Here is a 12,319-nt window from a genome sequence, read left to right as displayed (position 1 = left end):
TTTTAATTAAACGAAAATAGGAATTTAATATATAATTTCGGTCAACCTTTATTTAACAAATTGTTAGAGAGATAAATAAATTTTATTTCAAATTATCCGCAATCTCCCTATTATTAGACAATCTCGGAATTTTATTCTGTCCTCCTAATTTTCCCTGCGATTTCATATAATCCTGAAATCCGTTTTTAGAAACTTTAGTAACCACGACTTTTCTTAAAACATTTCCGGTAATCAAATCATCGTAATAAATGTTTTGCTTTCGCATTGAGTTATCAATAGTTTCTGCAAAGACCTCTAGATTTTCAGGCTCATTTTCAAATTCTATCAGCCATTCATGGTATGGAAGTCCGGTTGAAGGATTAATCTGCGGAGCTACCGTAAATTCGTTAATCACAATATTCGTTGAGGCAACGGCTTCTTTCATTGCATTTTCTACTTCATTGGCAATCACGTGTTCTCCAAAAGCAGAAATATAATGCTTGATACGTCCAGAAACTATAACACGGTATGGAGATAAAGATGTAAACTGAACAGTATCACCAATATTATAACGCCAAAGCCCAGCATTTGTAGAAATAATCAAAACATAATTTACCCCTATTTCTACTTCTCCAATTGTCAGCACTTTTGGATTTTCTTCAAAAAACTCATCTGCTTTTATGAACTCGTAGAAAATTCCTGAATTCAACAATAAAAGCATTCCTTTTTCTTTCTGAGAATCCTGATAGGCAAAAAATCCTTCAGAGGCCGGAAATAATTCTATACTATCTACCTTTCTGCCAATAATGTTTTCGAACTTGGCACGATATGGTTCGTAATTAACGCCCCCATAAATAAACAGATTAAAATTTTTAAAAATATCGCCTATTTTCTTCCCGCCGCTTTTTTGCTGCAAACGTTCAAAATACATCTGAACCCAAGACGGAATTCCAGAAATAACCGACATATCTTCTTTAATTGTTTCGTCTACAATTGCATCTACTTTGGTTTCCCAATCTTCTATGCAATTGGTTTCCCAAGACGGCATTCTGTTTTTTTGCAGATATTTAGGGACAAAATGAGCTACAATTCCAGAAAGTCGTCCGAATTTGATTCCATATTTTTCAGTCAGAATAGGGCTTCCCTGCAAAAAGATCATTTTTCCGTCAACAAAATCGGCATTTCCGGTTTCATGAACATAATGTAAGATGGCATTTCGAGCAGCTTCAATATGATAGGGCATGGATTCTTTCGTCAGCGGAATAAATTTTGCACCCGAAGTTGTTCCCGAAGTTTTAGCAAAATATAAGGGCTTTCCTTTCCATAAAATATCTTCTTCTCCTTTTACAACTTTTTCTATATAAGGTTTTAAATCTTCATAATCTCGTACCGGAACATTTTTCTGAAAATCTTCAATTGTATTTATTTCATCAAAACGATGGTCTTTACCAAAACTTGTTCCTTTTGCCTCTTTTATTAATTTCTTAAAGATTTTCTGTTGGGTTTCGACTGGTTTTTGTGCCCAAGTTTGTGTTTGATGGTATATTTTACTGGCAAATAATTTTGCCGCGATTCCTTTAATTGACATTTGATGTGGTATTATTTTTTGTCACTTTTCTTTTTGTCCTTCGATTTGGTGTTTTGTTCCTTTTCAGTTGCTGCGACTTCTTCTCTTAATTTAATTTCAGCATCAGAAGCTTTCATGTTTAAATCTGATGGATCTACAACTGTTTCTGCTAAAATAGAATCTTTGTTAAATTTTGAATATTCTAATTCTCCTTTTAATACTTTTTGAACTCCTTTAATATAAGCTTCATTTTGTTTTAAAGCTGTTTCTAGTGAATCTGATTTAATTGCCAATTTCGTAGCATTTCTTTTTAATTCGGTAGAAGAATATCCTGGAATAAACTCGCGAAGCGGTGTAAAGGCTATTATGAAAGTTGTAATTAGAATTAAAAAAATACCTCCTAAAGTAAATGTCACAAAAACGTTCATTAAAGTAAGTCTAAAGGAAAATATCTCTTCAAAAGTATCTTCATTCAAAACTACCAGCCGATTTTTGATGAATAATTTTTTCCTTAGATTTTTCTTTTTTTTCTTAGCCATTATACTTCTTTATTCAAGCAAATATAGTAATTAATCATATTGATAATGCCCCGTTAATTTCTCCAAATTTGCTTAATATAGCATTTTATAAAATATTTAACGTGGTATAAGACAAATATTTTAAACCAAAAATACTTTTAGTTCGTATATTTCTATATACCTTTGCGGTGAAAACTTAATAATCAATTTGCTTCGGCATTAAATATACAGTCATGGGAAGATTAGGTCTTACAGAAATCCTTGTTATAGTAGGTATTGTGATATTACTTTTTGGAGGTAAAAAAATTCCAGAATTAATGAAAGGTTTAGGAAGTGGAATTAAGGAATTTAAAAACGCTGCTAAAGACGATCAACCTGCTGCTAAAAAACAAGAGGAAGAAACAAAATAGTAACCTTCAACTTATTAATTAATCCCAGACTATAATTATAGTCTGGGATTTTTTTGTGCTAAAAATCCCAGTAAATACAAAATTTTAGCTTATAAGTGTTTTCTTTAAAAAATAAAAAAATCAACGTAGTTATACGGTTTTTATTGTTCTTTTAACATAATTTTATCATTTGCATTTTTCTTTTACTTATTTTTATCAAGAATTTGTAACTGATAAGCAGATAATTATGATTAATTCAACACGTAGGAGTTTTATAAAAAACGTTGGCATTGCAGGAGCTGCAACATTATTCAGCAGTTCTCTTATTGCCCAAAATACCTTTACAGACTTTTGGGATTTAAAGCATTCAAATGATGAAAATATTCTATCAAAGTTTTTAAAATTATCCGCTTCAAGTACTTTTCAACTTGACCATTCTTTGCAGGAATGCTATACTAAAGGCATTATAACTTGGCAAAAAAATGGATATGAAGCAGCTTCAGATGTTTGTTACAGTTCTCAGGATGGTTTTTTAAAAATGTTTCCAATGCATCTTCATACCGAAACAACTGGAAAAATAGATGATGTTTTATTATGTTTTGGAAAAAATGAAAACGGCGAATGGAAACCTGTAAAATCTTTATCAGGTTTTGATTTGGAAGCGATTTCTCATGCAATGGCAGAATTAAAGAAAAATAATCCTAATGTTGATTTATCAAAATATTTATTTCCTGCTCCAACGCAGCAATTAAATCCGTATTCTTTTGATACACAAAAAGGAAGCGTTTCTTTTGCAAACTATTTTAGCTTCAGATCAAACTTCAACAAAAATTATCATAAAAGAAGGTAATTCTATTGTTTACCAGAAAGAAGTAATTTCTAAGCATAAGCTTACTGTTAATTCTTTTTTGATTTAAAAAAAATCTTCTTTAACCTATAAATACTCAAAATTATGGCACAACCTTTTTTAGGAGAAATACGCATCATGTCATTTAACTTTGCTCCAAAAAACTGGGCGATGTGTAATGGACAGCTTTTACCGATAAATCAAAACCAAGCATTGTTTTCATTATTGGGAACGATGTATGGTGGAGATGGAAGAGTTAATTTTGCTTTACCTAATTTACGCGGCAGGACCCCTATTCATTTTGGAAATGGACATATTATTGGTGAACAAGCTGGCGAATATGCACATACCTTAAATATTTCTGAGCTGCCACAGCATACTCATGCCTTGAAGGTGAAAACAGATGCAGTAAATACAAATATTCCTGCTTCTGCAAATTATTTAGGAAATACAGCTCCAAATTTAGTTTATAGCGGCCAAAGTCAAAATTTTACTGCTATGAACTCTGGATCAATTACAAATGTGGGTGGAAGTCAGGCACATTTAAATATGCAGCCTTTCTTAACGTTGAATTTTTGTATTTCGTTAGTAGGTGTTTTTCCAAGTCAAAATTAAAATAATTAGAAAAAATTAGATATGTCACAACCTTACATTGGTGAAATCAGAATGTTTGCGGGAAATTTTGCTCCTAACGGATGGCAATTTTGTGAAGGACAAATTCTCCCTATTTCGGAAAATGAAACGCTATTTCAATTAATTGGTACTACGTATGGAGGTGACGGCCAAAGTACATTTGCACTACCCGATTTAAGAGGCAGAGTTCCTATACATACGGGTAATGCTAATTATGGTACAAACTTTACATTAGCAGAAACAGGTGGTGCTGAAGAAGTGACTCTTACTGTTAATCAAATTCCTGCGCATAGTCATTCATTATTGGCGGCAACAGATTTAGCAGATACTGCAAGCGCTGCAAGCGCTCAATTAAGTACAACTCCGCCGGGAAGTAAAATGTATTCAAGTGCTACTCCTACAACAGCTCTAAATTCAGCTGTAATTACTCCGGTTGGAGGTAGTCAGCCACATACTAATTTTCAGCCGTATTTATGTATCAATTTTATTATCTCGTTGTTTGGAATATTTCCCATTCAAAATTAGAACTTAAAATTTAATTCTTTTTAGTAAAATATAACAATATAAACTATGGATCAATTTGTTGCCGAGATACGCCTGTTCCCATTTAACTTTGCACCCACAGGTTGGGCTATGTGTAATGGCCAATTATTACCCATATCTCAAAATACAGCACTTTTCTCTTTACTGGGGACAACTTATGGAGGTGATGGGAAAAGTAATTTTGCATTACCCGATTTACAAGGGAGTGTACCAATGCACCCCGGACAAGGTCCGGGTTTATCATTACATAATTTGGGAGAAATTGGTGGATCTGAAACGGTTACTTTACTAGAATCTGAAATTCCATTACATACTCATTCATTAATGGCGGCTACTTTAAATTCTCAATCAACTTCTCCCGCTAATAATAGTTTAGGTCGAGGTAATCCTATAAGAGTTTATACTAATGCTGGTACAGATGCTCTTATGGGAGAAAAGACAATTGCTACCAGTGGATCGAGCATCCCTCACAATAATATGATGCCTTATTTGACAATGAATTTTTGTATCGCTCTTCAAGGAATTTTTCCTCAAAGACCCTAATTTTATTAATGATTTGGAATTAGAAATAAAAGATATTGGTTTTCGCAGCATTGAGGAAATGGACATGCCACTTCTTCGTGAAATATATGGCAGTACACGTCAAGAAGAATTAGATAAAGGAACGAATTGGAATGATGAACAAAAAAAGCTTTTTATTGACCAGCAGTTTTATGCTCAACATCAATATTATCAGAAAACTTTTTTAAAAACTAAATACTATATAATTGAAAAAGAGAATATACCAATCGGAAGATTATATATTGATTTTTCTTTTGAAAACGAAGGGATTAAAATTATAGACATTACAATATTACCAGAGTGGCGAAATAAAAGTATTGGCAGCTCTATTTTAAAAGAAATTCTGAAAAAAGCGGCTGATCATAATCGAAGTGTAGAGATACATGTAGAAGTTTTTAACCCTGCGATGGAATTATACAAAAGATTAGGATTTAAAAAAATAAGCGAAACAAATGGAGTTTATCATTTAATGGAATGGACCTCTAAATAATTGAAATATAACGACTAACTATACTCTATGGATATAACTTTACTCTCTGTAAATAACTTTAATTCATTACTTAATACAATTTTTGTCATTAAAATTTCGGAAGAAGTTCAGCTTGACGCGGAATTAATTTCGGCAACAGAATTCAACAGTTATTCTCCCTTAGAAAGAACTCCATTTTCTTTAGTTTTTCGTACTCAACAAAAAGATGAATATTACGAGCAGGGTATTTTTACTGTAATCCACCCTCAAGAAGGCAATTTAGAATTATTTCTGACTCCACTTGGTTTTGATGAAGTGGGAATGAAATATGAAGCAGTATTTTCTTAATCAGGCAATTTAAAGCAAAAAAAATGAAAAATAACAAACTCTTAGTTGTAATAATATTATTAGGATTTCTAAGCTTCGGTATGAAATACAATAGTATTATCAAGAAAAATGTTGTTGCCCCTATAGTTGAAAGTTTAGCAAAAGCTGAAATAACTTTTATTAATCAAAAAGAAGAAAAAAATAAAAGTAAAAAGCCTGAGATTAAGAAAATCCAGAAAACTACCTCTGCAGTTGCTGCAACTGTTACTCTAACAAATGCTGTAGCTGTAAATGGTGGTGGGAATGCACAACCTGGTTCTCAGCTTGATTATACTATTACAATTGCAAACACGGGCGCAGATGATGCATTAGGAACCACTTTTCAGGATATATTAGATTCAAATTTAACCTTAGTGCCTAATTCTTTTAAAGCCACTCCAATTGGTAATAATGATTCTTATTCTTGTATAGGAAATGTTGGTATTACTGTAAATGCTGCACAAGGAGTTTTAGTAAATGATATAAGTCCAGACGGAACAACTTTAACCGCTGGTGTTTTAACTAATCCGACAAACGGAACTGTTAATCTGGCATCAAATGGCTCTTTTACTTATAATTCTAATGCAGGATATTCTGGAGCGGATAGTTTTACTTACACTGTAACAACTGGAAGCGGAAAAACCTCAACAGCCACAGTAAACATTACTGTTACTACACCTATCATATTTGTTAACGGAGCCGCTGCAACAGCAGGAAACGGTACTTTGGCTACACCTTATAAAGCTTTAAGCAGTATTACAGGTACAAGCGCAAATCCTATTTTTATATATAGTGGAACAGCTCTTGGAACTTTGAATTTAAATAATGATCAAAAAGTAATTGGCCAAGGTGCGGCGCTAAGTTTAGTTTCTATATTAAGCCTTACAGTGCCAAGTTATAGTAACACACTACCTTCAACAGCAGGAACAAATCCTATTATTGCAGGTATTAATTTAAAAGCAAATAATGATATTCAGGCTGTAGCAATGACTGGAACCTTGTCTGGGTCTGCTGTTGGTAATTTAAAAATCAAAAATGCTACGATTAATGTAACAAATGGTCAAGCTGTAAGTATTGGTAATGCAAGTACAGCAAGTACCATAGATTGCGTTTTTCAAAGTATTTCTTGTAATAATGCTGTAAAAGGAATCTCGGTTACAAATGCTGCAGGAAATTTTCAAATAACAGGAACTGGAACTACAGCAGGATCTGGAGGTACTATTTTAAATATTCAAGATAGAGGTGTTGAATTTATTTCATGTGCCAATATCTCACTTAAAAACATGAATTTTACGAATGCAAATAGTTCAACTTCAATCGCAAGTAATCCAGAAGATGATAACAGCAGTTCTTTTGGAGCGATGTTTTTTAAATCTATTTCTGGTGGTGTTACTTTAGATAACATTGCTATTACAGGAACAACTAATTCTATGGGTATTAACCTTAATAATGTTACTAATTTTGCTTTAAGTAATAGTACATTAACTGGTTGCGGAAGTTATAATGGCGGAAATGTAAATGTCGGCGGAATATTTGCTCTTAACTTAAAAGGAACTTGCTCCATAACCAACACAAATGTAAATGACTCTTGGGGACGAGGCTTTTTTGGATTTAATGGACTTCTTTCTCAGAATCCAAATCTTTCATTGGCCGTTACAGGATGTCAATTTAAAAATTCTTTCAATAAATCAAACGGAGATAGTAACTTTATTTTTCAGGCTAAAGGGAGCACCATTAACAATTTAGTTTTTAAGAAAAATGATTTTTCGAATTCTAAAAGTACTGGTTTAGCACTAAACTTTTATGGAACATCTTCAAATACTGTACAAATAGGTGGTAATAATGCTGCTACAGATGCAAATACTATAAATGCAGCAACCTCTAGTCCAGGAAGCAGTGGTTTATCATTACAAGTAAATGAATCTGCAACTGTAAATTATAATATTATAAACAATACTATAAAATCAAGTTATAATGCCCTTTATACATGCAATGTTGGAAATCAAGGATCTGGAACTGTTAAAGGACGAATAAATAATAATATCATTGATGCAGGTGGTGTATCATCTTCTACTACTGCAATTACTGTTTCTGCATACGGAAGTGCCAAACATATTACTGAAATAATTGGTAACACCATTACCAATGCTGGTACTTATGGTATTTCTTCTGAGGCAAATGATAATAATATAGTAAGTACTGCTAGAATCGATGCTACAATTAAAAATAATAACATATCGCTTATTAACGGTGGCTATGCTCATATAGCAATAGTATCTTATGCTGATAATAATTCAAGTAACATGATAAGTGCTGCCAATATAACAGGAAACATAACAAACGCTCCTACTGGATTAATAGCAGGAACATTTGATGTTGTCTCTCAAGGTACAAATTCTCAAGTAATATTGCAGGGTACAGCTGCCTTTGTTCCTGGAACAAATTTTACCAATAATTCTGTGCAGCTAAAAACATTCTGGGACGCAAATAATAGCACTGGGACAGCATTACATGAGCCTCCATATACTGGAAAAATAGTTTCAGGTACAGTTACTGCTCCTGACAATGCTTCAGCTTCAAAAATGGCTCCTACTCAAACCGTTCCTACAGAAGAAACAGCTCCAACAGTAGAAACTGTTGCTGCAAATCTTCAAAACAATAATTCAGTTACTGCAAAAAGTGCATCTGCTGCTGCAACAACACTTTCTGCTGGACCATTTACTTTACCAGCAGGGAAATCTACAGTAATTACATTTAGTGCAACAATTAATGCTGCTGCGACATTACCACAAAACACTTGTTCTGTTACAAATCAAGCGACGGTAAGTGGTTCAAATTTTGCAACGGTAAATTCAAATATTACTACCACATCGATCAAACCAGCAAATGCTACAGTTACTACTGATACACAAAATATTACTTGTTTAGGAAGTACTGCAGTTACTTTGAACGCTGTTTGCCCTCTTAATACAACTGCTACTTGGTATACTGCAATGACTGGAGGAACAAGTTTTGCAACTGGAGCTTCCGTTTCAGCAACTCCAACGGCAAATAATACAACTTACTGCGTAGCGTGTGAAACTGCATATTGTGCAAGTGACAGAGTTTTGGTAAAAACGGTTACTGGTACACCTTCCACTGCTTCTCCACCAGAAAATGTAGTCGCGTGCGATACTTACAAATGGAGTGTAAATGGAACAACTTATACTAGTTCAGGTACATATACATCGACTGTAGGCTGCGATACTAAAACGTTGAATTTAACCATAACACCTTCTACAACTTCTGCACCAGAAAATGTAGTTGCATGTGATACTTATAAATGGAGTGTTAATGGAGTAACTTATAATAGTTCTGGTACATATACAGCAACTGTTGGCTGTGATACTAAAACATTGAATTTAACCATAACACCTTCTACATCATCTCCTGTGGAAACAATTTCTAGATGTGATTCATATACTTGGCCTGTAAATGGACAAACATACACAGCTTCTGGAACTTATACAGATAAGATAGGTTGTGATACAAAAACTTTAGCATTAACAATAACTAATACAACGAATTCTACACAGACAGAATCTGTTTGTGACAGTTACACTTGGCCAGTAAATGGAGAAACATACACAACTTCTGGAACATACACAAAAACTGTAGGATGCGATACTAAAACTTTAGTATTAACAATAACTAATACTACAAGCTCTACCCAAACAGAATCCGTTTGTGATAGTTATACTTGGCCTGTAAATGGGGTAACATACACAACTTCTGGAACATACACAAAAACTATAGGATGCGATACTAAGACTTTAGTATTAACAGTAACTAATACTACAAGTTCTACGCAGACAGAATCCGTTTGTGACAGTTACACTTGGCCTGTGAATGGAGAAACTTATACAACTTCTGGAACATACACAAAAACTGTAGGATGCGATACTAAGACTTTAGTATTAACAGTAACTAATACTACAAGTTCTACGCAGACAGAATCTGTTTGTGACAGTTACACCTGGCCTGTGAATGGGCTAACATACACAACTTCTGGAACATACACAAATACTGTGGGATGTGATACTAAAACTTTAGTATTAACAATAACTAATGCAACAAATTCTACGCAGACAGAATTAGCTTGTGACAGTTACACTTGGCCTGCAAATGGGGTAACATACACAACTTCTGGAACTTACACAAATACTGCGGGATGTGATACTAAAACTTTAGCATTAACAATAACTAATGCAACAAATTCTACGCAGACAGAATTAGCTTGTGACAGTTACAGTTGGCCTGTGAATGGGGTAACATACACAACTTCTGGAACTTACACTTATAGTGCTGGCTGTGATACTAAAACGTTACAATTAACTATCAACAATTCATCTGCCATTTTAAAATCTGTAAGTTTAAATTCAGGAATATTAACATCTGATCATGCAGGAGCCGCATACCAATGGTATAAATGTCCAAATACATTATTAGCTAACGAAAACAATCAATCCTTTACACCATCTGTTGTTGGAGAATATAAGGTTGAAATTACAGTGGCAGGCTGTACAATTGTTTCAGATTGTATAAATGTATCAACATTAGGTGTTGATGATTTTAAATCAGCCGAATTTAGAATGTATCCTATTCCAAGTAAAGGAATATTAAATATTGTAACTAAATATAATGGAAATTATATCATTATTGATGCTTCTGGTAAAATTGTAAAATCAGTAAATCTAGATTCAAATATTCTAAATACAATTCACATAGAAAATCTTTCTGATGGTGTTTATTTAATTAAAAACAGCAATCATAATACATTTAAAGCTCAAAAATTTATTCTAAAAAAATAATATATTTTAATATTTAAAGCAGCCCCGAATTAAAATTTAATTCGGGGTTTTTTATATCTAAAAAATCTTACTTTTAGAGTCCCTAAATCTATTAAACAATAATTATGAAAAACCTACTTCTAATTACTGTTGCTTTTTGGTGCCTCAAAAGTAATGCACAAAAGCAGCCGTTTCCTGCCAATGTTGTTTTTGCAAATGGCTTAATGCCCTCGCCCAAAAACAGCCAAGATGCCCAAAACAATTATGATCTTTGGAAAAACAATTTTGTTGAGCCTTGTTCTAACGGAAGATACAGAGTAAAATTTGATGATCCATCTCAAACCGTTTCTGAAGGAATTGGTTATGGAATGCTATTATCTGTTTATAAGGCAGACAAGGACCTTTTTGACGGACTTTGGTTGTATTACAAAGACAATGTAAACGGCAACAAAGTAATGAACTGGAAAATTAATGGCTGTTCTGGAGCTATTGGTCAAAACGGAGCTACAGATGCAGAGCTTGATGCTGCATTTGCCCTTATCGTTGCCGATTATCAATGGGGAAGCATTGGAATCATTAACTACAAAACCGATGCGACTGCTTTAATTTCTGCTATTAAAAATTATGAAGTGGAAGCCAATACTTATGTTTTAAAACCTGGAGATCAATTCGGCGGTAGCCAAATCACAAATCCTTCTTACTTCTCACCTGCTTATTACAGAGCATTTGGAGTTTTTACAAATGATGTCGTTTTTTGGAATCAGGTTGCAGCGAAATCTTATACAGTTATTAACAATAATCTTACTGTAAACAATGCTGTTGGCGGATTAGTTTCGGACTGGTGCGAAGCTTCTGGCGCTTATTCTGCTATAGCTGCAGCAAACGGATATAACAATGCCGGAAAAAGTTATACGTATGATGCTGCCAGAACGCCTTGGCGTATTGCGGTTGATTATTTATGGTATGGAAATGCCGATGCCAAAACGTATGGTAAGAAATCATCTGATTTTGTTCGTGTTAATCTTGGAGGTTCGGCAAATATTAAAGATGGATACAATCAAAACGGAACAGTAAGCGGCCAATGGCACAATGCTACTTTTGTGGGCGCATTTGCCTGTGCTGCTATGGCGGGAGAAAATCAAGCGCATTTAGATGCTTCTTACACCGATTTAAAAAACCTCAACGAACCAAACAGCTACTTCAATCACACCCTAAAAACATTATATTCTTTTTTACTAACTGGTAATTTTTATCTGCCTCCAACTGCTACTTTGTCCAATGAAAATTTTGATATTGAAAAATCTACTGTTACGCTTTTTCCAAATCCGAGCGCTGATCGAATCACAGTTAGTGCACCTGGGAAATCTACTATCTCGATAATTTCTCCTTCAGGAAGTGTTATTCATCAACAAAAAACAACTTCAGAATTGACAGAAATAAATTTAGCCAACCAAGCGCGAGGAGTTTATTTGGTAAAAATATCCAATGATGATTTTAAAAACATTACCAAAAAAGTGATTTTGAAATAGTCTAAAAATAGAAACTCCCAAATTACAATTGTAATTTGGGAGTTTTTCATTTAAAGATTCCAAACAGTTTGGAATTTGGAATTTTATAA

The 12,319-nt window shown here is 33.6% G+C and carries 11 protein-coding genes; 9 read left to right on the top strand and 2 right to left on the bottom strand.

Going from position 1 to position 12,319, the window contains the following annotated elements; all coding sequences use genetic code 11:
* Positions 1 to 82: 82 nt before the first annotated feature.
* Together QE431_RS21975 and QE431_RS21970 are read right to left on the bottom strand one after the other, a co-directional pair.
* Positions 83 to 1,567 (bottom strand): GH3 auxin-responsive promoter family protein, encoded by a 1,485-nt coding sequence (locus tag QE431_RS21975; RefSeq protein ID WP_307300293.1) that lies wholly within the window; start codon positions 1,565 to 1,567, stop codon positions 83 to 85.
* Between the two features lie 11 nt (positions 1,568 to 1,578).
* Entirely contained in the window at positions 1,579 to 2,085 is a 507-nt protein-coding gene (locus QE431_RS21970; RefSeq protein WP_057115474.1) for a hypothetical protein, read from the bottom strand.
* Positions 2,086 to 2,297: 212 nt separating this feature from the next.
* On the opposite strand from QE431_RS21970, the gene QE431_RS21965 reads away from it, so the two are divergent.
* From QE431_RS21965 to QE431_RS21925, 9 genes are all read left to right on the top strand, one after another.
* A complete protein-coding gene (locus QE431_RS21965) occupies positions 2,298 to 2,474 on the top strand; it encodes a twin-arginine translocase TatA/TatE family subunit (protein ID WP_057115473.1) in 177 nt (58 codons plus the stop codon).
* A gap of 226 nt (positions 2,475 to 2,700) precedes the next feature.
* Positions 2,701 to 3,303 carry a twin-arginine translocation signal domain-containing protein gene (locus QE431_RS21960; RefSeq protein WP_307300290.1) on the top strand — a complete coding sequence of 201 codons (603 nt, stop codon included), beginning with the start codon at positions 2,701 to 2,703 and terminating at the stop codon, positions 3,301 to 3,303.
* 102 nt (positions 3,304 to 3,405) lie between these two features.
* A complete protein-coding gene (locus QE431_RS21955) occupies positions 3,406 to 3,915 on the top strand; it encodes a phage tail protein (RefSeq protein ID WP_307300288.1) in 510 nt (169 codons plus the stop codon).
* Positions 3,916 to 3,936: 21 nt separating this feature from the next.
* Positions 3,937 to 4,458, top strand: a complete 522-nt coding sequence (locus tag QE431_RS21950) for a phage tail protein (RefSeq protein WP_281867015.1) — start codon at positions 3,937 to 3,939, stop codon at positions 4,456 to 4,458.
* 108 nt (positions 4,459 to 4,566) lie between these two features.
* Positions 4,567 to 5,019, top strand: coding sequence for a tail fiber protein (locus QE431_RS21945; protein WP_348773906.1), 453 nt, complete (start codon positions 4,567 to 4,569; stop codon positions 5,017 to 5,019).
* Positions 5,020 to 5,032: 13 nt separating this feature from the next.
* Complete coding sequence (locus tag QE431_RS21940; protein WP_198530105.1) at positions 5,033 to 5,527, top strand: GNAT family N-acetyltransferase; 495 nt, start codon at positions 5,033 to 5,035, stop codon at positions 5,525 to 5,527.
* Between the two features lie 27 nt (positions 5,528 to 5,554).
* Positions 5,555 to 5,854: a hypothetical protein gene (locus QE431_RS21935; protein WP_057115468.1), complete on the top strand. Its 300-nt coding sequence runs from the start codon at positions 5,555 to 5,557 to the stop codon at positions 5,852 to 5,854.
* Positions 5,855 to 5,877: 23 nt separating this feature from the next.
* Positions 5,878 to 10,722, top strand: coding sequence for an Ig-like domain-containing protein (locus tag QE431_RS21930; RefSeq protein WP_307300280.1), 4,845 nt, complete (start codon positions 5,878 to 5,880; stop codon positions 10,720 to 10,722).
* Positions 10,723 to 10,826: 104 nt separating this feature from the next.
* Positions 10,827 to 12,230: a glycosyl hydrolase family 8 gene (locus QE431_RS21925; protein WP_307300277.1), complete on the top strand. Its 1,404-nt coding sequence runs from the start codon at positions 10,827 to 10,829 to the stop codon at positions 12,228 to 12,230.
* The last annotated feature ends 89 nt before the right edge of the window (positions 12,231 to 12,319 follow it).

Origin of the sequence: Flavobacterium sp. SORGH_AS_0622, assembly GCF_030818825.1 — a bacterium.
GTDB lineage: Bacteria > Bacteroidota > Bacteroidia > Flavobacteriales > Flavobacteriaceae > Flavobacterium.
The sequence above is the reverse complement of the archived record's forward strand: the minus strand, read 5'-3'. Positions and strand labels throughout refer to the sequence as shown.